Consider the following 24080-nt stretch of genomic DNA (forward strand, 5'->3'; position numbering starts at 1 on the left):
ATGCGGGCAGTGCATGCCGAGCCGAGGCCGGCGACCGAAGCCCGCAACGGCTACTACCTGGTCGGAGACGGCCCCCGCAAGGTCATCGTGTTGCACGGCTGGCTCTCGGACGCCGCATCCTGGCTGCCCGTCTGGCAGACGGCGGACGGGCACACCTTCACCTGGTGCTTCATGGACGCCCGCGGTTACGGCCTCTCCCGGGAGCGCCGCGGCACATACACCATGACCGAGATCGCGCAGGACGCGCTGACGGTCGCGGACGCGTTGGGCTGGCAGGAGTTCTCCCTGGTGGGGCACTCCATGACCGGCCTCGCCATCCAGCGGGCTCTGATCGCCGCGCCGGAGCGGGTCCGTGCCCTCGTCGGGGTGACGCCGGTGCCGGCCAGCGGGGGAGGACTGGTGGGGGAGCGGCGCACCCTGTTCGACCGGGCCGTCGAGGACTTCCAGGCGCGGGCCACGGTCATCGACCGCTCCACCGGCAGCAGGCGGGGCGACCGCTGGGTACGGGACCTCACGGAGCGATCCTTGGCCTGCTCCGAGGCCGATGCGGTCCGCGGCTACCTCGACTCATGGGCGGACGGCGACTTCCACACCGAGATCCGAGGCAGCACCGTCCCGGTAGGGGTTATCACCGGGGAGCACGACCCCTCGTTGAGCCCTCGGCGGATGACCGACACATGGCTGTCCTGGTACCCCAACAGCTGCCTGAAGGTCCTCAAGGACTCCGGTCACTATCCGATGGACGAGCAGCCCTGCGCACTCACGGACGCCATCGACAAGGTGTTGGTGAACCACGTGGCCGAGGTGGGCACCTGACCGCCCGTCACCCCGTCCCCTTACTCGAACTACCGCCGTAAGTGTGCTTCCGGTCGCCTGCGGTGCGGTCGCGGAGCGAGTGATGACAACGCCGTTACCACGGAAGAGAGCCGCATCATGACCGATATCGCAGTGCCGCAGATCGGACATCTGATCGGGGGAGAAGTCTTCGCCTCCGATCTCAGGGAGGTACATGACCCGGGGCGCCTCGACGACGTCGTGGCCCGGGTCGCCGTCGGGACCGCCGACGACGTGGACCGCGCGGTCCACGCCGCGCACGCCGCCTATCCGGCCTGGCGGGACACCCCCGCGCCGGAGCGGGTCCGGCGGCTGTTCGCGGCGGCGGACGCCCTGGCGGCCGCCGGTGAGGAACTCGGCCCGCTGCTGGTGCGCGAAGGCGGCGGCGTGCTGGGGGAGGCCCAGACCGACTTCGCACTGGGCACCGGGGTGCTCCAGTACACGGCGGGCCTGGTGGAGGAGTTCCTCCGCCCCGTCCAGTTCGACGACGAGCAGAGCTTCATCAGCGTGGAGAAGGTTCCCCGCGGTGTCGTGGCCGCGATAGTGCCGTGGAACATGCCGATCGTCCTGGCCATGCTGAAGGTGGCGCCCGCGCTGGCGACGGGGAACACCGTCGTGCTCAAGCCCTCGCCGTTCGCGCCGGCCGCCTTGACGCTCGCTCTCCAGAAGATGGCGGCCGAGCTCCCGGCCGGCGTGCTCAACGTGGTCCACGGCGAGGGCGACGTGGGAGCGGCGCTGTGTGCCCACCCGCTTGTCCGCAAGGTCGGTTTCACCGGTGGAGGCGTGACCGCGCAGAAGGTCATCGAGGCCACTGCCCCGACCATCAAGAACGTCACCCTGGAACTCGGCGGCAACGACCCGGCGGTCATCCTCGACGATGCCGACGTCGACGCCGTCCTCGACCGGATGCTGACCGGTGTTTTCACCCGGAGCGGGCAGATCTGTTTCGCGGTCAAGCGGATCTACGTGCCACGCGGGATGTACCGGCGCTTCGCGGACGAGTTGTGCGGGCGGGTCGACGAGTACGCGGTCGGTCACGGCCTCGACCCGCGGGCCGGTTTCGGCCCGCTCAACAACGAGGCACAGTTCAAGAAGGTGCTGGATCTGCTGGACAAGACCCGCAACTCCTCGGCCCAGGTGGTGCAGCTCGGCCGCAAGCTGGACGCCTCCTCCTGGGAGAACGGCTACTACCTGCTGCCGCACGTCGTACGGGACGTCGAGCACTCCGCGCCGGTCTCCTGCGAGGAGCAGTTCGGCCCGGTCGTCCCCCTCATCGCATACGACGACGAGGAGCAGGCCGTCCGCTGGGCCAACGACAGCGACTACGGTCTGTGCGCGTCGGTGTGGACCACGGACCCGGAGCGCGGCCTTGCCGTGGCGCGTCGCATAGAGGCCGGCAGCACCTTCGTCAACACGCACTCCTTCGCATCGCTGGATCTGCGCATGCCCTTCGGTGGCGTGAAACAGAGCGGCATCGGCCGCGAGTTCGGCGCCGCGGCCCTGCCTGAGTACGTCGAGGACCACGCGATCCGCCACCTCAAGTAGTTCCGCGACGGCACGGTCCGGCCATGTGTGTCTGGATGGCCGGACCGTGGTCACCGGCGTGATGGCCTACTTGAGACTCACCAGACCCGCGAACTCCTTCACGATCCGCCTGGCCGGGGTTTCCAGGCGCTCGTAGAGACCCCGGAACAGTTTTTCCGCGTCGGCGGCAGGCCATCCGGCCGGCAGATATTCGGAGGGGAGGCGGGGATCGGCCTGCACGAGCTGTTGCCACTCGCTGCGCAGTACGAGAAACGCACACAGCTCGTCGGGAAGTCCGGCCAACGGGTCGCCGCTCCACCGCGTGATGTAGCGAAGGTAGCGATCGCCGATCTCGTCCAGGTCGTAGGCCTCTTCGATGAGATCAGTCGTCTTCGTCAGGGGGGCGGGTGTGCTGAAGAAGACGCGCACATCGTCGAGGACGCCCATGCCGTCCAGCAGGCCCGTGACGTCGACACACCCGGGTGCGATCCACAGACCACTGCGCAGCATGCCGAACCCGCCCCAGGCCAGTCGTGATCGAAGCCGGAGCCGGAGGGCACGTCGCTCCTCGGGAATCGAGTAGGCGAGGACGGTCCATGTGCCGTTCCGCTCCGCATCAGCGGAGTGCCAGGCGAGTGCGTTGCCTTCACGGAGGGCGCGGGAACCGTGTGGGGTGAGGGCGTAGTAGGTCTCTCGGCCCTGCCGATGGCGCTCCAGGAGCCCCCGGTCCGTCATCCGGGTGAGCGTGGATCGTGCCGCGTGACTGGACACGTCGAGCCGGGACAGCAGCTCGATGAACGTGCCGGTCGACAGCGCGAGTGGTCGCTCGTGAACAAGGAATCCCAGCAGCATCAGGGCGATCCACTTGGGGCGCCGCGCACGGGCGACCTCGGGTTCGAGCGGTGAAGAAGTGTCCAGCGATCCCGCCATGCCAGGGATGATAGCCAACCCAAACCTTCGTCACAATCCTTGATGGTGGGATGTAAAAACATCTAATGTGGGGCTCCGGGGTGATGGCATCGGCCCCGTTGACCATTCACCAGAGGGAATGGAGACACGAACATGGCGACCACCGGCGAAACCTCTGCCGCCGCTCCTGCGGCCGGCAGGGAACTCGGCACCTGGAGTACCGTCAAGGCCTCTGTCGAGAACGAGATCGCGTGGGTGGTGCTCAACCGCCCTGAGAAGCGCAACTGCATGAACCCGACCCTCAATGACGAGATGCTCGACGTGCTCGACACGGTCGCCCTCGACCGAGAGTCCCGGGTGATGGTGCTCACCGGCGCCGGTGATGCGTTCTCCGCCGGCATGGACCTGAAGGAGTTCTTCCGCGACACCGACGCCCTGTCACAGGCCGAGAGGGAGATCAAGCAGCGTTCCTGCTTCGAATGGCAGGGGCCGCGGCTGCGTCAGTTCCCGCTGCCCACCATCGCGATGGTCAACGGGTACTGCTTCGGCGGCGCCTTCCTCCCGCTCGGCAACTGTGATCTCGCCGTCGCGGCCGACGACGCGGTGTTCGGTCTGTCCGAGGTCAACTGGGGCATCATCCCGGGGGGTAACGTTCCCCTCGCAGTGGCCCACACCATGAACCTGCGTGATGCGATGTACTACAGCATCACCGGCGAGACATTCGACGGGCGCAAGGCAGCGGAGGTCGGTCTGGTCAACGAGTCCGTTCCCCTTGATCGACTGCGTGCCCGTGTGCTGGAGATCGCCGAGATGCTGAAGACCAAGAACACCGCGATCGTCCGCGGCACCAAGGAGACGGTCCGCCACATCCGGGGCATGGGCTGGACCGAAGCCGAGAACTACATCAACGCCAAGTTCGCCGAGGCGCTCTACAACGACTCCGAACACGGCCGAGCCCAAGGGCTCAAGCAGTTCCTCGACGACAAGTCGTTCCGTCCCGGCCTGGAGGCATACAAGCGGTGACCTCGCTGTAGGGCTGGTGTTCCCCCCGGAGCGGGAGCTGACCGGCCCGTTGGCGCCCAGATGGGCAACGGCCTCGGTCCGCATCGCGGTCGTCGACAGAATGCGGCCGGTTCGTGCTGGCGGATCAGCTGAGGTCCTGCACCGCCCGACAGCGACGTCAGCGCGGCGGTGGCGGGTCGAGGTGCAGGCCACACGACGCGGAGAGCAGCCGTTCCGTCGCCGTGGCCCGACAACCCATACGCCGCGGTCCCTCACTGGTGCTCGATCGCCTGCCCGGTCCAGAACGTCTTGCCGGTCGAGACCTACGGCGGGAGCGCGCTCCCGGGACCGCGGACTCCCGGAACGGGGATCCGGTGGTCGTCAGTCCCGGGGTTCGCCGTCCACCGGCGAGCCCTCGTCCTGTGTCGTCTGTGCCTCCTGTGGCTCCTGTGCCTCTTGTGTCGCCGTTGTCGCTTCGGCGAGCGCGGAGACGATCCGGCCCACCTGCTCCGCGTAGTGGTCGATGAACTCCGGTGATTCGGGGTCCTGTTGGCCGAGTTCACGGGCGATCCACGGGATGGCCACCGGAGCGATCGAGGCGGCGAAGAAGACGAGGGCCACGGCGCCCACGTCGAGGTCGCTCCGGAATTCACCGCGCGCCTGCCGCTCGCGGAGTTCCTCGACATGCTTGAACAGCTCGGCGGCCCGCTCGTCCTCGGCGGGCGGGCGAGTGCCGGGCTCTTCGCGCGTCAGCGTGTGCACCCACCGCGGGTCCTCGTGCGCCCAGTGGACGTAGCGCCGCGCGGCATCCGCGAAGGTGCGGGCCTGGCTGACGCGCATGGACTCCTCTAGCCACTGATCGCTCAGCGCCTCGTACAGCCCGCGTTTGCCCCCGAAGTAGTAGGTGATCAGCTGATGACTGACACCGGCCGACTCCGCGATCCGCACGACCCGGGCCCCGTCGAAACCATGGGTGCCGAACTCCGTCGCGGCGGCGGACAGGATGGCCCGCCGAGTGCCCACCGGGTCACGTTGACGACCGCGATCATCGGGGTGCCTCCGGCGCTGCTGCCTGCCGGACGCCGCTCCCGACTTTCCTGATGTCGTCTCTTCCCCTGTCACAGGGACGACCTTACCGGCGGCCTTATTGGGCAGGCCAACTACCTGCGGCAATCCGTTGTGCTCAGCGCCGCGGCAACGGCTGTGGGGCGGCAGGTCAGCACCTGCTTTGCTTGCTGCGGTCGGCGGTCGGCGGTCGGCGGTCGGCGGCCGGTGTTCGGCTGTGCAGACCCCCGAATCACCCGTCCCGGAGTGAACCAACCGCCTCGCCGGTGCCACCGAAAGCCACCGGACGAAGTCGAAGCGCACCCGGCTCCACGTGCCGTCGATGACGCGGCCCCTGCTGTCGGCGTGCGGGCGAGATGCTGCTCGAACCGTTTGATCAGTGGGTGCAACGGCGCTCTGCCTGTGCGATCCGTCGTCAGGCCGAATACTGCGACTCCACGGGGTCGACGACGTCGACGAGATGGAGCGCCGCCCACAGAATGCCCTGCTGATCCTTCACGCTCCGCCCCAGCATCTCTTCAGCACGTCGGATGCGGTACACGACGGTGTTCTTCACCACGCCGAGCCGCGCCGCGGCCATCGCGGGGCTGCAGTTGCACTCGAGGTAGACGCGCACGGTCTCCCGGAGCAGCGACTCTCGCGGATGCCCCAGGGCCCCAAGCTCGTCTCGGACGAAGCCTTGCGCCCGCTCCGGGTCCGAGGTGAGCAACGCCGCGAGTCGGACGTCTTCGAAGAGGACTGCGCGGCCGCGTGAGTGGGCGGGCGAGTACAACGTGACGCGTGCCGCTGCCTTCGCCTCTTCGTGCGTGGCCCGGAAGCCGTCGAGGCCGCGCGATGGGCGACCGACCGCGACCAGGGCATCCGGCACCACGGGGATCGAGCGGACCGCCGCACTCCGCGGGTCGGTGAACCCGCCCCATGCCCACACCTCACGATCGTCCGACGGGATCACCAGGTGTGCGGTCGCGCCGATGCGCGTCAAAACCTTGGCGGCCACCCGATCGAGTCCCTCTGGCGCCGTGTCGTCGTCGCGCGCGTCGCATCGCAGTATCAGGCCGACATGGGTCCGGTTCGCAAGCTCGTACCGCAGCGCCTTGGCGGGGTCCAGGTCCGTGGGGTCGCCACGCAGCAGAGTCCTGACCAGCTCCCCACGCGAGCCGTCGATGCTCGCGAGCCACGCTTGCTCCTCGGCCGCGTAGGCGGCGCTGCATGCGAGCGAGAACGAACTCACCAGGTCGACCAGAAAGCGCGACAGGTCGGAGAGTCCCTCCGACTGCTGATCGGCCGGTACAAGGCGGCGGAACTCACTGACAAGGGCGTCGCTGAAGCGAGCATGGGAGGCTCGCTGGAACGCGAGTATGCGCTCTAGCGGAATCCGTTGTCTCACCGCTCGGGCGATCTGTCGGGTCGTCTCCGGGGGGACCGTCGTGGGGACAGGACGGCCCTGGCAAAGAGCCACCAGGGCCTCCATGACGACCGCCTCGGCGGTGGGGCGCAGCTCTTCCGTGGCCTCTGCGCGGCGGAGGGCAAGGACGTCGGGGTCGACCGCGAGCCCCGCGAGCTCGTGACAGAACTCGACGGCCCACGAGGACGCCCCGATTCCGATGCCGGCAACGGTCCGGTTCCAGGTCTCCGGGAGGCAGGCCGGCTCGAGCTCATCAGGGGGAGCGGTCGGGCTTAGCCGACACACCCAGGACCCGGTGGCGGACATCCGCATCCCCTCTCGCATCGTTGCGAGCGCCCGATATCGTCGGGCCTGATGGCAGCAAACTATACGCGCGCGGCTCGCTGAAGGGTTGCGTCAGCAGGAGGGCCGGGGACCGCGCTCCGACCCTCCCTTCGATCCAGCCCGTGTTACCGCCTGGCCTCGGGGTACAGCTCGATCGCGGAGTGCAGGATGCGCTCCCACGTGGTGTCGTTCACTTCAAGGATGTTCCCGTCCGGGTCCTTGACATAGGCGTATTTCGCGGGGTCGCCCGGAGCCCATCCGGCCGGATCGCCGAAGCTCTCCCCGCCGTTCGCCACTGCACGCGCCAACGTGGCCGCGACGTCGTCGACGGCGATGGCGAAGTGCATGAACGACGCCTCCGGCTGCGGCACGCCGATCGTGGGGTTGCGATCGGGGAGGAACTGGAACAGCTCGAGGCCGAAGCCGTCGGGCAGCTCGATGAATCCGATGCGGTAGTCGGTGTCCTTCAGGCCGAAGATGATCTCGGTCATCTGCTTGCCGGTGTGATACGGGTGGAGGACTTCCTTACCGCCGAATGTCTCGACGTAGAACCTCGTGGAGCGCTCGATGTCCGAGACGCGTACGGCCAGGTGCTGGACACTCGCCATCAGACGCGCCCTTCTTCGACCAGCTCGCGCAGGCTCGCTGCCCGATCCGTCAGTGGGTACGAAAAGTCTTCGTCGACCATCGTCACCAACTCTTCCGTCGTTTCGTCGTAGGACTGCGCGGTCGTCGAGCAGCCGTCTCTCATGCTCATTCGGCGCGCGCCGATTTCGCTTGCCTCCCTGGGGCAATCCGCTGCAACGGATTTGGCGGATCGGGGCAAGCGACACGCAGGTGTGGGGGGATTGACTCGGTCCACTCCTCATCCCACGGCAATGAGGCCAGGTGAGAAGGAGCGGACGAAGGGAACGACGATGTCGTCGAACGACACAACTGCTGTGATCGGCGATCTCCGGGTACCGGAGCCGGACCTCACCCCGCAGGACGTCATCGCCCGTGCGGCGGCGATGCGCCCGACTCTCCGCGAGAATCGCGTGAAAGCAGCAGAGGAGGGCAAGTACTCCGCCGAAATCCATGAGGCGTTCGAGGACGCCGGCTTCTACCGCCTGGTGCAGCCGCGGAAGTACGGCGGGTACGAGTTCGGCCTGGAGACGTACTACCGGACGATGATCGAGATCTCGCGCGGAGACCCCGGCATCGGCTGGTGCCTGACCCTGGGGACCGGTCACACGATCCCCCTGGTCGCGCACTTTCCCGAGGAGGTCGTGCGGGAGGCCTTCGGCGAGGACGGCGTCTTCATCGCGCCGCACTCCGCCACCCCCCGAGGCGCGCTCGTCCCCACGGACGGCGGATTCCGCCTCACGGGGGTGTGGCCGTACTCGTCCGGTGTCCCGTACTCGACCCACGCGATGGTGAGCACGATCATCCTGGCCGAGGGCAGTGACCCCGTCCCGGCCGTGGCTCTCCTCCCGCGCGGCGACTACACCGTACGGGACGACTGGGGAGCACACGCCACGATGGCCCTCGGCGCGAGCGGGTCGAACACGGTCGTCGTGGAGGACGTCTTCATCCCGGCCGAGAACGTGTCTCCCCTGTTCGAGTGGGGATACTCGAACTTCCCTGAAGGCACGCACGGCACCCGTTCCACCGGTAACCCCCTGTACCTGGGCCAGATCCAGCCGCTGTATCCGGCCTCGCTCGCGGCTGTCCAGGTCGGTGCGGCGTGGGCGGCGCTCGATGCCTATGAAGAGACCATCCTGACCAAGAAGCGCCTGTACCCGCCGCTGGTCGAGCGGTACAAGCACGAAGAGGGCCAGAGGATCTGGGGCCAGGCGCGGGCGACGATCGACGCCGCACAGGCGGTCCTTCTCACAGCAGCCCGCGACTACGAGCGCCTGGGCGAGCGTTGGGTGAGCGGCGACCACCCCTCCTTCGAGGACTGGGTCGCCCTCGGCAACGTGCTGTACGCGTCGTGTCGGCTGTCGCACGAGGCCACTGAACTGCTGTTCCGCTCGGTGGGATCCTCAGTGGCGCGGAAGGGTCTGCCGCTGCAGGACTACTTCCTGGTGACGCAGATGTCGAAGGCGCAGATCGCGGAGCACGTGCCTGTCATCACTGTCATGACGGCAAGGGCCCACTTCGGGCTGGACCTGAACACCATTTAGGGCGAACGAGCCATGCCACCCTACTGCCGCTGCACGGCAGTTGGGCTGACAACGTGGTGAAGCCCCTGGTAGATGAGGCCTCGGCCAGAGGCTTCACGTGCTCGCCAACCGTCGGACGTCGACGTGTCCAGCTCTGCCCCGCGTGTGCTTACCCGACAGTTTTGGTGACGCCGCCGCGAGATGGGTTCCCGTCGGCGGTGTCTGGGCGTCGGCCGCCGGGCCCTGCTCAGCCTCGCTCAGCTGCGGATGAGCCCCACATCATCGCTACGACCAGGACACACCCGCCACCGCCGCCGAGTGGGTGCACGCGACCGACGGCGAAAAGCGGAATTTGATCCACCGCGCCGACGGGCACGAACTGTCGCGTCTGCAGGCGCTCCTGAGCCCGGCACGCGTGCTCGTCAGAGCCCTCGCCACGGCGGCCGCTCTGCCGCCGCTAGCAGAAGAAGGCCCTGCTCATATGGCACTTCTTCATACCCGCCAACCGCTTCGGCCGCATAGCCCGCAGCTCATTGATCCGCGCCGCCTCCGCCTCGGTCGGCGCCAAGCTCGGCAAAGCCCTGATGGACTGACACCAGAAAGAGGAAATGCAATGACTCGGACGACCGAGACAGCGGTCGATCGCTACATGACGACCGTCGACCGCGTGGTGCACGACCCCGAAGCACTCAAGCAGCTTGAGGCGGTGTTCGCGCCGAAGGCCACCGTGCAGTTCGGCGAACTCCCTCCGGTGACCGGCCTGGCCGACATCACGGAGTTCTACCGGAACCTCTACTCGGACCTGGCCGACAGCAAGCACGTGTGGACCACCACGGTGCTCGACGAAGGAACGATCGAGGTCCGCTTCATAACGGCGTGGCGCGCCGCTGACGGCCGACTCGGATCCCAGAGCGGCATCGAGCACGTGACCATCGAAGCGGACGGGCTGATCACGGAGCTCCGGGTGCTCATCCCGCAGAGCGACGGCGCCTGACCGGCCAGGCGGGGCGGGAGCCGGTGGTTCCGATCGAGCCTGGTTCCCGTCCCCGCCGTATAACGGCGCGAGGCCCAACCCAAAACAGCGTGACGCCGCGTCGTTCCGCGAGGTCGTGGGCACTGATGCCGTACGTCTCCCGGATGTGCAGGCGGTAGGTGCACCGCGGCACGAGTTTCGGTTCGCCGGAGCGGGTGAAGAGGGTCATCATCACGTAGACGTCCTTGGCGCCGATGGCGAGGTCCATGGCGCCGCCGACGGCTGGGATGTCGTCGGGTTTGCCGGTCGTCCAGTTGGCGAGGTCGCCGTCGAAGGCGACCTGGTAGGCACCGAGGACGCAGACGTCGCGGTGCCCGCCGCGCATCATCGCGAAGGAGTCGGCGTGATGGAAGTACGCCACTCCGGGCGACTCGGTCACCAGGACCTTGCCGGCGTTGGCCAGGTCGGGGTCGACGGCGTCGCCCTCGGCCTTCGGGCCCATGTTGAGCATGCCGTTCTCGGTGTGCAGTACCACCCCGGAGCCGGCCGGCAGATGGTCGGCGAGGTTGGTGGGCTGGCCGATACCGAGGTTGACGAAGGAACCGGCCGGGATGTCACGTGCGATGTGACGGCGGCCAGTGCGGCCTCCGCCGCGGCGTTGCCAGGCCGCAGCAGGCAGGCCAGGTCCTCTCCATCGTTGTCGAGGAAGCACAGCAGCGGGTAGTAGCCGAAGCCTTTTCGTAGGTCAATGCCGCGTGCTCCTTCTCGGAGTGGCAGGTGACCAGGGTGGCGTCAATGTCCAGGACCAGAGCCGGCACTCGTTTCCTCCCGCACGGGAGGCTGGTATGTCCGGATTTTCGTCGCCGTGCAGCCAGGCGATCTCATGGGCGGTGGCACAGGCCGAGCGCAGAGCGCTGAGTGTGGCCGGATCGACGTCCGCCAGCAGTCGCCACGAGTTGGGATTGGACGCGACCAGGCCGAACACCTCGGCCTGGTTCCGCGGCGGGCAGGGCCGGCGATCGCCTCACCGTCGTCGGTCGGCATCAGCGCCAGGTCCACCGCGATCAGATCGAGGTCGTGACCGGAGCCGCGCGGTCGCAGTTGACGCAGCGCGTCGGTGAAGGCCGCGGTCACACCGGCGGCATCGGACAGATGGCCAGCAGACGGGACACAGCGCGACTGACCACCCCGCGACCGTCGGCCCATACGATGAACTTGGGACGCGACCCGGCAGTGTGCACGCGGAAAGTGCCTTCCCCCTGTTGTGGCAGAAGCCCTGGCCAGACCTCATCACATCAGCTCAGTCGACATACGTTTGCCGCCGTGTCTGAGGTCCCCGAACCCGCCGCGGTCCTGGCCGCCGGACCCGGCCAGTGTCTCGGAGGGCGCGGCACCGAAGCGCCGGCGATAGGCGGCGGAGAACCGGCTGAGGTGGGTGAAACCCCACCGTCCGGCCGATTCGGTGACCCCCGTGGCGCCCGTGAGGAGTTCGGCGTGGACACGGTCCAGACGAACGTTGCGCAGATACGTCATCGGGGTCACGCCGAGGTACTCCCTGAAACCTTCCTGGAGGCGACGGGCGCTGACGCCCGCCGCCTGTGCCAGGTCCCCGACGGTGAAGGGGGTCTCGGGGCGAGCGTCTATCAGGTCGACGGCCTTGCGTACCGTCCGTGGGTAGGCGGGCGGCTGTGGACGCAGCAGCGATTCCGTGTAGTTGTGTGTCTGCGCCAGCAGTAGGCCGCTCACCAGAAGGCGCTCGAAATGCTGCTGGACCGCACGCAGGCCGATGAGCCCGCCGGCGCTGTCGGACTCGGCCAGCAGCAGGTCCAGAGTGTTGCGCCAACTGCGCCCGGGCGCGGACGTCAGATCGAAGTCGAACGCGAATTCCAGCGGGGCCTGCAGAGGGCGGCCCAGGAGGGCCTGCAGTTCGGCCTCGACAAGACTCCGGTCGATCTTGATTCCCAGATGTTTCGCACCGTCCTCGCAGCTCAGCAGCCGGTGCTGCTGTGTCGGTGTGAAGACCATGGCTTCGCCGGCGGTGGCCGTCATCTCCTGGCGTCCGGTGGCTGCTTCGATGGAGCCTTGGAGCACGACGTTGACGTGGTAATGCGACGGCGTTCGCCCGGGATCGACGCGTGTGCGCTGGCCGAAGGTCATCAGTCCGATGGTGATGTGTTCCGTGCGTGTGCCACGGAGTTCGCCGCCGGTGCCCTCGGCGCCCGACAGGGAGATGACATCCGCCGGATAGAACAGGTCGTTGAGGCGTTCGCGAAAATCCTCGAAGCCTGAATCGTGGCACAGCACGTGGCTCGCCAGGGGTGAGCGGCCCATGCGCCATTGTTATCCCCGCCTCCCGTGATCAACAAGGGGCGAGCAGTGGGTTCCTGTAGTACTGCCAGGTCATCGGCTTGGTGAGAGCGTCGTCACATAGACGGTGGATGCGAGCTTTCCGTGAGTCCTCCCGGCCGCACCTCCAAAGAGGGCCGTTTGCCACTCGTCGCGTGATGCGGCTCCCGGTCGCGCTTCGCGGATATTGCCCCCGGCTGGGGCTTCGTACCGTTTCATCGATCGCTCGCCACCACTGGAGGTATGTCATGCCCGGAACCGACGAAGCGACGAAGGCCATCACCGCCGCGGCCGTCGACAGTTTCCGCGACACCCCGGACCCGCGGTTGCGTGAACTGCTCCAAGGGCTCGTCCGCCATCTGCACGGTTACGTCCGTGAGCTGCGCCCCACGATTGAGGAATGGGAGTACGCGGTGGACTACCTCACGGCCGTCGGGCAGAAATGTGACCCCACCCGTCAGGAGTTCATCCTGCTCTCCGACGTGCTGGGGGTCTCCATGCTGGTGGAGACGGTGAACGAGCAGGGCGGCGGCACCGAGAGCACGGTCCTTGGACCCTTCCACGTCGTCGAGTCCCCCAAGCGCGAGAGTGGCGACACCATCGACCTCCTGGGCACCGGAACACCCTGTGTCGTGTCGCTCCGCGTCACATCGGCGGACGGCGGCCCACTGGCCGGAGCGAGCGTGGACGTGTGGCAGTGCACCGAGGACGGCTTCTACGACGTGCAGCAGCCCGACGTCCAGCCGCTGGGCAACGGACGGGGACTGTTCACGTCCGATGACGAAGGCCGCGTGTGGTTCCGCACGGTGGTGCCGAGCCACTACCCCATTCCGACCGACGGCCCGGTGGGAGTGCTGCTCGGCGCCGCCGGGCGGCACCCCTACCGCCCGGCGCACATCCACTTCATCGTTGAGGCCGACGGCTACCGGCCGCTGACAACGCACATCTTCGTAGCCGACGGTCCCTACCTGGACTCGGATGCCGTCTTCGCCGTGAAGGAGAGCCTGGTCGTCGACTTTCCACAGGTCGACGACGAGGAGAAGGCTTTCAAGTACCGGGTCACCGCTCCGTTCCGCATGGCCGAGTTCGACATCACCGTCGCCCCCGAGACGGACAAGGACGCCCGGTGAACACCCCGCTCAACTTCAGTTACCAGGCGCTCCCGATGCGCGTGGTGCTGGGCACCGGCGCCCTCGACCGACTCGCCGACGAGATCGACCACGCCGGCCTCAAGCGGGTCATGGTGCTGTGCTCGCCCGGACAGCGGGAGCTCGCCGCGATGGTCGCCGACCTCATCGGCCCGCGCGCTGTGGACATCCACCCCCACGCCCGGATGCACGTGCCCGCCGAGTCGGCGGCCGAGGCCCAAAGACGCGCGGAAGAGGTGAGCGCGGACGGCTGCGTCGCCGTCGGCGGCGGTTCGGCGATCGGCCTCGGGAAGATCGTCGCCCTCCGGTACGGCCTGCCGGTCATCGCCGTTCCGACGACGTACGCCGGGTCCGAGATGACGCCGGTGTGGGGTCTGACGGAGAACGGCGTCAAGCGCACCGGCCGCGATCCACGCGTCCTGCCGGTCTCGGTGCTGTACGACCCCGCTCTCACCGTGACCTTGCCGGCGGCGGTCTCCGCGACCAGCGGCATGAACGCGATCGCGCACGCCGTCGAGGCCCTCTACGCCCCCGACGCCTCCCCGGTCATCGACCTGATGGCCGAGGAAGGCGTGCGGGCGCTGGCCGCCGCGCTCCCGGACCTCGTCGCCGACGGCACCGACCTCGACGCCCGCGCCCGTGCCCAGTACGGCGCCTGGCTGTGCGGCGCCTGCCTCGGCGCCACCACCATGTCCCTGCACCACAAGCTCTGCCACGCCCTCGGCGGCACCCTCGACCTGCCGCACGCCCCCACCCACACCGTGGTGCTCCCGCACGCCCTCGCCTACAACCAGAACGCGGCGCCCAAAGCGGTGGCCGCGCTCGGCCGCGCCCTAGGCACCTCCGCCGACCCGGCCACGTATCTGTGGGACCTTGCCGATCGGCTCGGCGCCCCGCGGTCCCTGCGGGAACTCGGCATGGCCGAGACCGCCATCGACCGGATCGTCCAGATCGCGCTGGCCAACCCCTATGCCAACCCGCGCGCGGTCACCGCGGACGGCCTCGGCCACCTCCTGCGCGCCGCCTGGTCCGGACAACCCCCGACCGCCTGAGAACACGCCCGCCCCAGCAGCGCAGCCGGATCACGTTCGAAGCCGACAAGCACGAACAAAGTCATCGCGTCCACAGCCGAGACTGTGGCGGACGCCGACAACGAATTCGCCCGCCAGCCCCTGGCCGATGAGCTCGAGGTGGAGATGCCGCGGCGACCGGCACGGAAACCGCGTCTGCAACAAGTCCACCCGGAACTTCGGCCCGCTGCCCACAACGGCGAGCCGTATCAGCCGCGCGGAGGGGGAGGAGCCGGTCGAACCCGGCGACACCGAGCCCGATCCGTGAAACAAGCGCCGCGCGTGCTCCGCTAGACGTTGCAGGTGTACTTGCAATGCCAACTGCCGACCGGAGGACGTGGCTCGCGCTGTGTTCGTGGCGAAGAAGACCGTCAACTTTCGCGTCAAGTGCACGGAGGAACCGCTCGGCCAGAGATCAGGACCCGGCAACTCGAACTGGGCGCCGCGTTGCGGCTCGCGGCCGTTATCGGCCCAGATGCGAGCTCTCCCGCGCCGACCACGCAACCAGTCGCTCGACGAGACGTTGGTTCGTAGGCGCAATCGGCAAAGGACAATTTGGTGAGATCGGGCAAGAGGGCAGGTCGGCCCTTCGGGTTCCATGAATACATCGTTTCGTCGATGTTGACTGGAGACGCCGCCGATGTCTGAACTCACTGATTACAAGCAGGCGCGACAGCACGTCGCGCTGATCGACGAACTTTCTCTGGAGCCGGGGCTGTCGCCTGACGATTTCCGCGAGGCGTTCCGCAACCATGCGGGCGGCGTCGCGGTAGTGACCGCTGACGCCGGCCGAGGTCCGGTCGCCCTGACCGCGACATCGGTGATATCAGTGAGCACAACGCCCCCTCTTCTCGTGTTCTCCGCCTCGACTCTCTCTTCGTCGACGCCGACGATCCTGGAGTCGTCGTCCGTGGTCGTACACCTACTGGGGGCCGGTCAGGTCGACCTCGCACGTCTTTGCGCGACGAGCGGAGCGGACCGCTTCGCGGACACCGCCGCTTGGACCCGGCTGCCGACGGGCGAGCCGCACTTCGTCGCGGCTCCGGTAAGCATCCGGGGCAGGATCGCGGCCACCTTCACGGCCGGGGCTTCGACGCTCGTCGTCGTCAACGCCACCCACGCGCACCATGCGCCAACGGGCGCCGACACCCGAAGTGACGCGTCGGGTCCGCTGGTTTACCACAACCGGACCTGGCATCAGCTCAGCGAGCTGTCCCAGTTGGTCCCGGCCGCATACTAGCGCGATCACATCTCGGGAATAGCCGAAGGAGCCTGGTTCCGTGACGCCGTCGACATGCTCCTCGACATCGGCGGCGCCCGCAGCTTCAGGTTCTCCAACCCGCTGCAGTGAGTGGGGCGCTCCCAGGTGCGGAGCGTCGCATCCGCTCCGAAAACGCCTGTTCGACCCGGTGCCCTGGGACCCACATGTCGCCACACCCCGCGTCCCGTATCAAAGGAGTAGAGAACTTCCCATGGCCAAGCTGAAGATCATCATCGCGAGCACGCGGCCGGGCCGGATCGGCCTTACCATCGGTGAGTGGTTCGAGAGCCACGCCAAGGAACACGGTGGATTCGACGACATCGAGCTGGTGGACCTGGCCGAGGTCGACCTGCCCTTCATGAACGAGCCGCACCACCCGCGCCTGGGTACGTACACTCACCAGCACACCCGTGACTGGAGCGCCAAGGTCGCGGAGGCGGACGCCTTCGTGTTCGTGATGCCGGAGTACAACTTCGGCTACAACGCCGAGTTGAAGAACGCCATCGACTACCTGCACCGCGAGTGGCAGTACAAGCCGGTCGGCCTGGTCAGCTACGGCGGTGTCTCGGCCGGCACCAGGGCCGCGCAGATGATCAAGCAGGTCGTGACCACCTTGAAAATGACACCGGTCGTCGAGTCGGTGTCGATTCCTTTCGTGCACCAACTCATCGACGAGGAACAGGGCTTGGTTGCGAACGACGTCATGGCCGGATCCGCGACAGTGATGCTTGACGAACTCGTGCGCGTCGACGAGGCCTTGCGCGCACTGCGCTCGACTACGACGGCGTGACCTGCGCCAGTCGCGCGGTCGCCCGGGATGTTCTCGCCGGCCTGGCAGCCGCCCGGGGCACGCTCGCCGAGGCCGGCCCCTGTCCTCGGCGTCGCGCTGAGCGGCAGGGCCCCGCCAACTGGGCAGGCCGGACGGCGAAGTCTGGGGGGCCTGCGACTCATCCCCGTGACTTGCTCAGCCAGGGTCGCGGAGAGATGCGTGAGAAGGCCTACGGCGACAGCGGAACTTTGGTCAGTCCAGGGGCGGTCCGCTACCGGACTGTGTCGGCCACGGCGTGGCGAAGCCGACGTCCTTTCGTGGTGAACGACGGACCTGTGGTGGCAGGCCCTACGACTCCACCCTCATGGGAGCCTCCGAGGATCCGCCCACGATGGCAGGCGCGGCAGCCGCCGCGGCCTGTTGCCGGAAAGCCTGGGCGAGGGCGTCGGCGCCGCGTGCCAGCAGGCCTACGTCCACGCCGACGGCGGTGAACGTGGTCCCGAGATCGATGCACCGTCGCGCGAACGTGGGGTTGGTCGTCAGGACACCGGCCGGTTTGCCCGCCGCGCGCACGCGTCCGATTGCCTTCTCCACCGCCTCGATGACGCCAGGTGCGTTCGGGTCTCCGGGGTGACCGAGGCTGGCGGCCAGGTCGCTGGGGCCGATGAAGATCCCGTCCACGCCGTCGACGGACGCGATCGGCCCGATCTGCTCCAGGGCGTGCCGCGATTCGACCTGGATGAGCACGCACAGTTCGGTGTGCGCCAGCTCGGCATAGTCCTTGACCCGACCGAACCGGGTGGCTCTGGTCAATGCCGCCACGCCGCGGACGCCCGTGGGGGCGTAACGGGTGGCGGCGACGGCGGCGCGTGCTTCTTCGGCCGACTCGACCTGCGGAATCAGCAGGGACTGCGCGCCAACGTCCAGGAGCCGCTTGATCACGACGGGATCGTTGACTGGGGGACGCACCACGGGCGAGCAGGGATAGGGGGCGACCGCCTGGAGCTGTGAGAGCACGGTCGCGATGTCGGCGTGCGAGTGTTCGGTGTCGAGCAGCAGCCAGTCGAAGCCGGCGCTGGCGACGATCTCGGCCGGGTACGGGTCTGCCAGCGAGCACCATATGCCGATCATCTGCTCGCCTCGGGCGAGCGCCGCTTTGAACGCGTTCGGCGGCAGGGGCCACTGGCCCGGTGCGGGCCGCGATGCGCCGGCCAGCGGGTTGTCCACGGTCACCGGAACGCCACCCCGATCGAGCCCAACGGGCCGAAGTCGGCGTGGATGACGGTGTTCGGTTCGACCGAGACGGGCCGGGTGAACGAGCCCGACAGCAGCAGCTGACCGGCTTCAAGATGCTGGCCGACCGCAGCGAGCTTGTTGCCGAGCCAGGCGATGCCTGCCGCCGGGTGTCCCATGACGGCGGCCGAGACCCCGGACTCCTCGATCACACCGTTCTTCGCCAACGTCGCAGCCACCCACCGGAGATCGACGTCCATCGGACGCACGACCCGCCCACCGACGACCATCGCCGCGGCCGCGGCGTTGTCCGCGATGGTGTCGGTGATCGCGCGCGGCACCTCGGTGCGGTAGTCGATGACCTCGAGCGCGGGGACGACGTACTCCGTCGCCCGCAGGACGTCGTGGACGCGCAGGTTCGGCCCATACAGGTCCGAGCCGAGTACGAACGCGAGCTCGACCTCCAGTCTGGGCTTTGTGTAGCGGCTCACGTCGAGACAGGCGCCGTCGCCCACGACCATGTCGTCGGTGAGAAAACCGTAGTCGGGTTCCGTCATCTGCGAGGCCATCTGCATGGCACGAGACGTCAGTCCGATCTTGTGCCCGACGAGCTGAGCTCCGGCCGCCACACGCTCCGCTGCCCAGAGTTGCTGAATGGCATAAGCATCGACGATCTCCAGATCGGGATAGGTCAGGCTGAGCTGGGCGATCGGCTGACGATCACGGTCGGCTTGCATGAGGGCAGCCGCGGCTGCGCGACGTTCTGCTTCGGTGATCACCGGTTTCCTCTCGGGAGGTGCGGAGCGCGGTCGCGCGGCGCGCGGGTGGAGCAGGGCATGCCTCTGCTGGGTGATGGCACGATCACGTCACACGCTGTCCGACGTCGTGTCGCGCTTGGCCGACACCGGTGGCGTCGGCAGCCAGGCCTCACCCGGCTCGACGACGAAGGTGAACTCGAGGCTGTACCAGGGTTCGGTCACGTCCGGGTCCGGTGCCGGCTCGTTCTCGTGGCGCACATACGTGCCGACGAGATTCTGTACGACGCCGAACTGCGCGTCGGTTTCCAGCATGGGGTCGTCGTGGCTGTACAGCTGGGACGCGATCGTCTTGCAGCCCGGTTTGAAGATCAGCGCGTGGAGGTGTGCCGGCCGGAAGGGGTGGCGTTTGAGCGCCGTCAGGAGATCGCCCACGGGCCCGTCCATCGGTATCGGGTAACCGGAAGGCCTGATGCTGCGGAAGGCGAACACACCTTCCTCGTCGCTGAAGAACTTGCCGCGCAGATTCCACTCGGCCTGCTCGGGGTCCTGGTTTTCATACAGGCCGGCCGGTGATGCGTGCCAGATGTCGACTTCCGCGCCGGCGACCGCGTTTCCCTCGGTGTCGACGATCCGGCCGGTGAAGAACAGTGGTGGTCCCTCGGTGGGCGAGCGGACGATCGATTCGCGTTGTTCATGGTCGGACTGCCCTGGCGCCAGAACGGGCCGAGCAGGTTCGCCGAGGTGGGCCTGTCCTCGGTGCCATTGTTCATCAGGGACACCAGCGTCGACAGGCCCAGCGAGCCCGCCATCAGCCTGACCTCGTTGTGGCTGGCCGTGGTGAGCCGGCCGAGCCGGGTCACGATATTGACGGCGGCGTCGAACTCCTTCTCGGTCAGCCGTACTTCGCGGGCGAAACCGTGCAGATGGCGCACCAGCGCCTGGATGATCTCCTTGACACGCGGGTCGCAGGCCCGCTCGGTCTCGGCAAGCACCGCCGCGGTGAGCTGGGTTTCATCCTGGATGATCACTTCGGCGTCTCCTCGTCACGGTCGGCTGCCGACCCCGCGGCAAGCACTCACACGCGAGTATCGGAAGGCCGTTCCGCCCGTACAACGCCACTGTCCGTCCAGTGAACATCGAGGCTCCGCGACCCGGATGAAGTACCAGACCCAGTGGTGCGCCACCGAGGGAGGGAGAAGCCAGAACTGCACGCGACGAAAGACGGAAGCACCCCCTGGGCAGCACCGAGTAAGCGCGCACGACCTCGCTCAGCGCAGCTACCACGTGGCCATCGCCGCGGTGGAGGCCGGAGTGGACCGGGACGGCCGAGTGCGAGGTCGTCACGAGCGCACCTGCCCCGGTCCGCGTCGGGGACGTGACTCTCGAAGCCGGACTGAATCGGATCATTGTGCTTCGCCTGCGCCGTTCGTAAGCTTTCCACTTGGAAGGTATTGAATCGTTTCAATTCCTTCTGCTCACGAAAGGAACGATCCGTGGACGAGGACAACAGAAGTGCCCTGAGCCGCCGGCACATGATCGGCATCATGACCGCGGCGGCGGCCGGAGCCTCCCTCCCGCTCGCCGCCGCGCCGTATGCCCGGGCGGCGGGCGGACACGTTGCCGCACCGGCCGGATTGCAGGTCAACTCCCGCACCGAGCCGCTGAGTACCGAGACCGTGCCGGCCTTCAGCTGGGTGCCTCCGGTCGCCAGGCAGAGCGCGTACGAGATCCGGGTCGGCACCGCCCCCGGCACCGAGGACGTCTGGCGCAGCGGCAAGGTGGCGAGCTCCAACAGCATCGAAGTCCCTTACGACGGAGCCGCGTTGAACTCGGAGCAGGCGTACTTCTGGAAGGTTCGCAGCTGGGACGAGAAGGGCATTCCCGGGCCCTGGAGCGAGCCCGCGCGATGGGAGACCGGCCTGCTGAAGGGCGAGAAGGATTGGTCCGGTGCGCAGTGGATCGGCGGGCGCCAGCCCCAGGACCACGACTGGCGAGACCTCACCGCGACGGTCGTCTTCCGCGGCGGCACAGACCCCACCGCCGGCCTGTCCCTGCTGCTGCGCGCCGAACCCATCGGCAAGACCTGGGGTGAGGGCCTGAACTGGACCGTCAGGCAGAGCGGCGACGACATGCAGCTGGCCATGACGACCCGCCACTACGCCGGCAACACCTGGATCGACGACGGCACCTCCGAGCCTGACTGGGGCGTGAACCACTACGACCCCCAGAGCGAGACCAACCCCACCACCGCGGGCACCCGCACCGTCCCTGTCGCGACGGTCACCCTCCCCGCCTCGACCGGCCTGACCAAGAACACCTGGGCCACCCGCGACCACACCGTCCAGGTCGAGGCGCGGGGCCTCACCGTCACAACCACGGTCAACGGCGTCGAGGTCGACAGCCGCACCCTCACCGGCGACCAGATCCGCCGACACGGCAGCTTCGGCTTCGCCGGCGGCAGCAACGCGACCATCCGCAACGTCACGGTGACCGGCACCGGCGCCCCTGACTTCGCCGTCGACCTCACCACCGGCGCCAATCCGTTCGAGGCCGGCATCGGAACGCTCTCGGGCCTGACCTTCCCGCCGAAGAACCCCTTCATCCCCGCCAAGAACGCGATTCTCCCCATCGCCAACCCGGCCCCTCTGTTGCGCCGCGCCTTCACCCTGCCCCGCGGCCGCCGCGTCTCCAAAGCCCGCCTGCACCTGAGCGCCGCCGGCAACGTCACCTTCACCGTCAACGGCGACCCCCTCACCGTCGACGGCAAGCGAGCGACCCACGACCACACCAACGTGCCCCGCCTGCTCACCGACCAGAGCACCTACGACCGCACCGTCCTCTACGACACCTTCGACGTCACCGCACTGCTCCGGGAGGGCCGCGAGAACGTCGTCGCCGCCGAACTCGGGCGTGGCTGGTACGGGGTGACGACCCCTCAGGAGTGGTACTGGCAGCTCGCCCCCTACAGCGGCGCACCCCGCCTGCGCGCCAAGCTCGTCGTGACCTACACCGACGGCACGGCCACCACCCTCGTCACTGACAAGGACTGGCTCACCGCGGACGGACCCACGACCTTCGACTCGGTCTACTCGGGGGAGAAGTACGACGCCCGCCGCGCCGACGAGTTGGGTGAGTGGCGCTCGGTCGGCCACCGCACTGGTCGCGACTGGCGTCCGGCCACCGTGCTGATCCCGCCGGGCAGTTGCTCCGGACCGTCCCCCGAGTACCATGGCGCGCTCCCCGCCACGACGATCCCCGACGGCTTCCGAGCGGTGACGGTACGCGCCCACGAGGCGGAACCGGTGCTGGTCAACCAGACCCTGCGCCCGATCTCGCTCACCGAGACGGCACCCGGCTCGGGCGTCTGGGTCCTGGACTACGGCCAGATCATGACCGGCCTCGTCCGACTGTCCCTCACCGGCGTCCGCTCCGGCAAAGAGGGCCTCACCCTCCGTATCCGGGGTGGCAACCGCATCAACGGCGGCGACGGCACGGCCTCCTCCCCGTTCTCCGTCGAGGAGGAGAACTTCCAGCACGACGCCAACCTGCAGACGCACTACTACACGCTGGGCCGCCGTTCGACGCAGACCTGGGAGCAGCAGTTCAGCCACTTCGGCTTGCGCTATCTGGAGGTCATGAACCTCGAGGCCGTCCTCGGGCGAGCCCCCGACCTGAAGCGCGACGCGGACCTCCTGACAGTCGGCGTCGCCCGCTCAGGCTTTGCCCGCACCGGCACCTTCACCACCGACAACGCCCTGCTCAACCGCCTGCAGCGCAACCTGGAGTGGGCCGAGCAGAACAACCTCGTACAGAAGCCCACCGACACCCCGTCACGCGAGAAGAACGGCTGGACCGGCGACGCCATGGCCAGCTCCGAGTCCGAGTCCCTTACCTGGGACGTCAACGCCGTCCTCACCAACTACCTGCGCCACTTCCCCGACACGCAGATCTCCACCGGCCAGCTCCCCATGTTCGTCCCCATCGCCAAGGGCGGCTACGGCTACGACCGCACCCCCGGCTGGAACGCCGCGTGGAAGGCAGTGCCCGCCTGGGACTCGGCCTACTTCGTCGTGCCGAGGGAGCTGTACACCTACTACGGCAACAGCAGCCTCTTCGCCGAGCTGTACGACCACCAGGACACGCTCCTGAAGTACTACGAGACGCTGTTCACCGCCGAGAACGACTACAAGTTCGAAGCCTCCCTGGGCGCCTACTCCGGAGCCGAGGCCCCCGGCAGCAACGCCGTCATCAGCCTCGCCTTCTACATCCACTTCTGCGACTACATGGACGAGGTGGGACGCATGATCGGCCGCAAGCGCCGGGCGGCCCACTACGCTCGGCTGGCACGAACCCTGCGCAAGGCGTTCATCGCCAACTACTGGGACGCGTCCAAGGGTTGCTTCACCCAAGGCAGCATCTCCAGCGAGAACGCCATGGCCATCGCCTTCGACCTGGTCCCCGGCTCCGACCTGGACACTGACGACCCCCGCCACCTGGCCGGCACCAAGACGCTCGCCGAGAACAACAAGGCCCTGGCGAAGCTGCTCGCCGACCGGATCGCGGCCGCGGACCAGCACATCCAGAACGACATGTACGGCTCGCGCTACGAGTTCAACATCCTCAGCGAATACGGCTACACGGACATCGCGCTCAAGGCCGTCACCCAGACCGGGCTGCCCGGGTACGTGTACCAGATCGCCAAGGGCGCCACGTCCCTGTGGGAACAGTGGACCGACCGACTCTCGGTCAACCACCACTACCGCTCCAACGTGGCCACCTGGTTCTACCAGAGCCTGGCCGGCATCAGGCCGACCTCAACCGCCTACGAGACGCTGCGGATCCGCCCGTACATCCCCTCGGCCGCAGTCAACAGCCAGATCCCGAACGGCGTCGACGACACCGACCTGTCACCTGCCACTCTCGACCACGTCAGCGCCTCGATCGACACGGTGCGCGGCAGGGTGTCCTCGGAGTGGCGGCGGCGTGAGGACGGCAGGATCGAACTCGTGGTCACGGTCCCCTACAACACGGATGCCGAGATCTGGGTGCCCACGCAGGACAAGCCGGTTACTGCCCCCAGGGGGGTCACCCACCTCCGCGACGACACCTCCGGAGGCGCCGGGTACAAGGTGTACCGGGCGCGGGCGGGGGCGTACCGCTTCAACGCCTGAAGGGCGGGCGCTGGTGCGGGGCCCGCCGTACCCGGCGCGTGCGGGCGGGCACCCGGTGGGCATGAAGTCCGCAGCGACGTCCTCCTCCGGACGGCGGGGCTGTGGGTGCCCGGGGTGGGCACGTTGTCGTCACCCTCGGCC

Annotated in this window: 20 protein-coding genes and 1 pseudogene; 10 read left to right on the plus strand and 11 right to left on the minus strand. The window is 68.0% G+C overall.

The features are described 5' to 3' along the window. On the plus strand, nucleotides 1-816 hold the full coding sequence (locus tag ACGFNV_RS02215) for an alpha/beta fold hydrolase (RefSeq protein WP_393618666.1): 816 nt from the start codon (nucleotides 1-3) through the stop codon (nucleotides 814-816). Nucleotides 817-933: 117 nt separating this feature from the next. Further along, entirely contained in the window at nucleotides 934-2379 is a 1446-nt protein-coding gene (locus tag ACGFNV_RS02220; protein ID WP_393618668.1) for an aldehyde dehydrogenase family protein, read from the plus strand. Nucleotides 2380-2445: 66 nt separating this feature from the next. Here ACGFNV_RS02220 and ACGFNV_RS02225 read toward each other — a convergent pair whose 3' ends face one another. Next, nucleotides 2446-3288 carry a PaaX family transcriptional regulator C-terminal domain-containing protein gene (locus tag ACGFNV_RS02225; RefSeq protein WP_393618669.1) on the minus strand — a complete coding sequence of 281 codons (843 nt, stop codon included), beginning with the start codon at nucleotides 3286-3288 and terminating at the stop codon, nucleotides 2446-2448. A gap of 132 nt (nucleotides 3289-3420) precedes the next feature. Here ACGFNV_RS02225 and ACGFNV_RS02230 point away from each other — a divergent pair, with 132 nt between their 5' ends. Next, on the plus strand, nucleotides 3421-4290 hold the full coding sequence (locus tag ACGFNV_RS02230) for a p-hydroxycinnamoyl CoA hydratase/lyase (RefSeq protein ID WP_393618671.1): 870 nt from the start codon (nucleotides 3421-3423) through the stop codon (nucleotides 4288-4290). A gap of 360 nt (nucleotides 4291-4650) precedes the next feature. On the opposite strand, the gene ACGFNV_RS02235 is transcribed toward ACGFNV_RS02230, so the two are convergent. The 4 genes from ACGFNV_RS02235 to ACGFNV_RS02250 form a co-directional block, all read right to left on the minus strand. Next, the gene (locus ACGFNV_RS02235; protein ID WP_393618672.1) at nucleotides 4651-5292 is read right to left on the minus strand and encodes a TetR/AcrR family transcriptional regulator; all 642 of its coding nucleotides are present in this window, start codon (nucleotides 5290-5292) and stop codon (nucleotides 4651-4653) included. A gap of 457 nt (nucleotides 5293-5749) precedes the next feature. Further along, nucleotides 5750-7045, minus strand: coding sequence for a PucR family transcriptional regulator (locus tag ACGFNV_RS02240; protein ID WP_393618674.1), 1296 nt, complete (start codon nucleotides 7043-7045; stop codon nucleotides 5750-5752). 143 nt (nucleotides 7046-7188) lie between these two features. Next, on the minus strand, nucleotides 7189-7671 hold the full coding sequence (locus ACGFNV_RS02245; RefSeq protein ID WP_393618676.1) for a VOC family protein: 483 nt from the start codon (nucleotides 7669-7671) through the stop codon (nucleotides 7189-7191). After that, the gene (locus tag ACGFNV_RS02250; protein WP_393618677.1) at nucleotides 7671-7820 is read right to left on the minus strand and encodes a hypothetical protein; all 150 of its coding nucleotides are present in this window, start codon (nucleotides 7818-7820) and stop codon (nucleotides 7671-7673) included. The genes ACGFNV_RS02245 and ACGFNV_RS02250 overlap by 1 nt, the downstream gene beginning before the upstream one ends. A 160-nt stretch (nucleotides 7821-7980) precedes the next feature. Here ACGFNV_RS02250 and ACGFNV_RS02255 point away from each other — a divergent pair, with 160 nt between their 5' ends. Both ACGFNV_RS02255 and ACGFNV_RS02260 read left to right on the plus strand, forming a co-directional pair. Then, nucleotides 7981-9231, plus strand: a complete 1251-nt coding sequence (locus tag ACGFNV_RS02255) for an acyl-CoA dehydrogenase family protein (protein ID WP_393618678.1) — start codon at nucleotides 7981-7983, stop codon at nucleotides 9229-9231. A 592-nt stretch (nucleotides 9232-9823) separates the two neighbouring features. Then, a complete protein-coding gene (locus ACGFNV_RS02260; RefSeq protein WP_393618680.1) occupies nucleotides 9824-10204 on the plus strand; it encodes a nuclear transport factor 2 family protein in 381 nt (126 codons plus the stop codon). Here ACGFNV_RS02260 and ACGFNV_RS02265 read toward each other — a convergent pair. Further along, nucleotides 10179-10862 (minus strand): CoA-transferase, encoded by a 684-nt coding sequence (locus tag ACGFNV_RS02265; protein ID WP_393619975.1) that lies wholly within the window; start codon nucleotides 10860-10862, stop codon nucleotides 10179-10181. The two genes, ACGFNV_RS02260 and ACGFNV_RS02265, sit on opposite strands and share 26 nt — an antisense overlap. 611 nt (nucleotides 10863-11473) lie before the next feature. Further along, entirely contained in the window at nucleotides 11474-12514 is a 1041-nt protein-coding gene (locus ACGFNV_RS02270; protein WP_393618681.1) for an AraC family transcriptional regulator, read from the minus strand. A gap of 263 nt (nucleotides 12515-12777) precedes the next feature. Here ACGFNV_RS02270 and ACGFNV_RS02275 point away from each other — a divergent pair, with 263 nt between their 5' ends. From ACGFNV_RS02275 to ACGFNV_RS02290, 4 genes are all read left to right on the plus strand, one after another. Next, nucleotides 12778-13659: a dioxygenase gene (locus tag ACGFNV_RS02275; protein ID WP_393618682.1), complete on the plus strand. Its 882-nt coding sequence runs from the start codon at nucleotides 12778-12780 to the stop codon at nucleotides 13657-13659. Continuing rightward, nucleotides 13656-14729 carry a maleylacetate reductase gene (locus ACGFNV_RS02280; protein ID WP_393618683.1) on the plus strand — a complete coding sequence of 358 codons (1074 nt, stop codon included), beginning with the start codon at nucleotides 13656-13658 and terminating at the stop codon, nucleotides 14727-14729. Before ACGFNV_RS02275 ends, ACGFNV_RS02280 begins: the two co-directional genes overlap by 4 nt. A gap of 658 nt (nucleotides 14730-15387) precedes the next feature. Then, nucleotides 15388-15987, plus strand: coding sequence for a flavin reductase family protein (locus tag ACGFNV_RS02285; protein ID WP_393618685.1), 600 nt, complete (start codon nucleotides 15388-15390; stop codon nucleotides 15985-15987). A 232-nt stretch (nucleotides 15988-16219) separates the two neighbouring features. Further along, nucleotides 16220-16798 (plus strand): NADPH-dependent FMN reductase, encoded by a 579-nt coding sequence (locus tag ACGFNV_RS02290; protein ID WP_393618686.1) that lies wholly within the window; start codon nucleotides 16220-16222, stop codon nucleotides 16796-16798. 327 nt (nucleotides 16799-17125) lie between these two features. Here the strand turns inward: ACGFNV_RS02290 and ACGFNV_RS02295 are convergent, their stop codons facing one another. The 4 genes and pseudogenes from ACGFNV_RS02295 to ACGFNV_RS02310 all read right to left on the minus strand — a co-directional run. Further along, nucleotides 17126-18010, minus strand: coding sequence for an aldolase/citrate lyase family protein (locus tag ACGFNV_RS02295; RefSeq protein WP_393618687.1), 885 nt, complete (start codon nucleotides 18008-18010; stop codon nucleotides 17126-17128). Further along, nucleotides 18007-18789: a fumarylacetoacetate hydrolase family protein gene (locus tag ACGFNV_RS02300; RefSeq protein WP_393618689.1), complete on the minus strand. Its 783-nt coding sequence runs from the start codon at nucleotides 18787-18789 to the stop codon at nucleotides 18007-18009. Before ACGFNV_RS02300 ends, ACGFNV_RS02295 begins: the two co-directional genes overlap by 4 nt. A gap of 87 nt (nucleotides 18790-18876) precedes the next feature. Next, the gene (locus ACGFNV_RS02305; protein WP_393619977.1) at nucleotides 18877-19485 is read right to left on the minus strand and encodes a hypothetical protein; all 609 of its coding nucleotides are present in this window, start codon (nucleotides 19483-19485) and stop codon (nucleotides 18877-18879) included. 95 nt (nucleotides 19486-19580) lie between these two features. Next, nucleotides 19581-19796: pseudogene (locus ACGFNV_RS02310) on the minus strand (dioxygenase); the annotation flags it as partial. 465 nt (nucleotides 19797-20261) lie between these two features. Between ACGFNV_RS02310 and ACGFNV_RS02315 the strand changes: the two are divergent. Then, nucleotides 20262-23939, plus strand: coding sequence for a family 78 glycoside hydrolase catalytic domain (locus ACGFNV_RS02315; RefSeq protein WP_393618691.1), 3678 nt, complete (start codon nucleotides 20262-20264; stop codon nucleotides 23937-23939). Nucleotides 23940-24080: the final 141 nt, after the last annotated feature.

The organism is Streptomyces sp. NPDC048751 (genome assembly GCF_043198595.1).
GTDB lineage: Bacteria > Actinomycetota > Actinomycetes > Streptomycetales > Streptomycetaceae > Streptomyces.

What these genes read in the sequence shown, in the direction of transcription:
- ACGFNV_RS02215 (WP_393618666.1), top strand. Translation starts at nt 1, where the DNA reads ATGCGGGCAGTGCATGCCGAGCCGAGGCCGGCGACCGAAGCCCGCAAC.
- ACGFNV_RS02220 (WP_393618668.1), top strand. Translation starts at nt 934, where the DNA reads ATGACCGATATCGCAGTGCCGCAGATCGGACATCTGATCGGGGGAGAA.
- ACGFNV_RS02225 (WP_393618669.1), bottom strand. Translation starts at nt 3,288, where the DNA reads ATGGCGGGATCGCTGGACACTTCTTCACCGCTCGAACCCGAGGTCGCC.
- ACGFNV_RS02230 (WP_393618671.1), top strand. Translation starts at nt 3,421, where the DNA reads ATGGCGACCACCGGCGAAACCTCTGCCGCCGCTCCTGCGGCCGGCAGG.
- ACGFNV_RS02240 (WP_393618674.1), bottom strand. Translation starts at nt 7,045, where the DNA reads ATGTCCGCCACCGGGTCCTGGGTGTGTCGGCTAAGCCCGACCGCTCCC.
- ACGFNV_RS02245 (WP_393618676.1), bottom strand. Translation starts at nt 7,671, where the DNA reads ATGGCGAGTGTCCAGCACCTGGCCGTACGCGTCTCGGACATCGAGCGC.
- ACGFNV_RS02250 (WP_393618677.1), bottom strand. Translation starts at nt 7,820, where the DNA reads ATGAGCATGAGAGACGGCTGCTCGACGACCGCGCAGTCCTACGACGAA.
- ACGFNV_RS02255 (WP_393618678.1), top strand. Translation starts at nt 7,981, where the DNA reads ATGTCGTCGAACGACACAACTGCTGTGATCGGCGATCTCCGGGTACCG.
- ACGFNV_RS02260 (WP_393618680.1), top strand. Translation starts at nt 9,824, where the DNA reads ATGACTCGGACGACCGAGACAGCGGTCGATCGCTACATGACGACCGTC.
- ACGFNV_RS02270 (WP_393618681.1), bottom strand. Translation starts at nt 12,514, where the DNA reads ATGGGCCGCTCACCCCTGGCGAGCCACGTGCTGTGCCACGATTCAGGC.
- ACGFNV_RS02275 (WP_393618682.1), top strand. Translation starts at nt 12,778, where the DNA reads ATGCCCGGAACCGACGAAGCGACGAAGGCCATCACCGCCGCGGCCGTC.
- ACGFNV_RS02285 (WP_393618685.1), top strand. Translation starts at nt 15,388, where the DNA reads ATGTCTGAACTCACTGATTACAAGCAGGCGCGACAGCACGTCGCGCTG.
- ACGFNV_RS02290 (WP_393618686.1), top strand. Translation starts at nt 16,220, where the DNA reads ATGGCCAAGCTGAAGATCATCATCGCGAGCACGCGGCCGGGCCGGATC.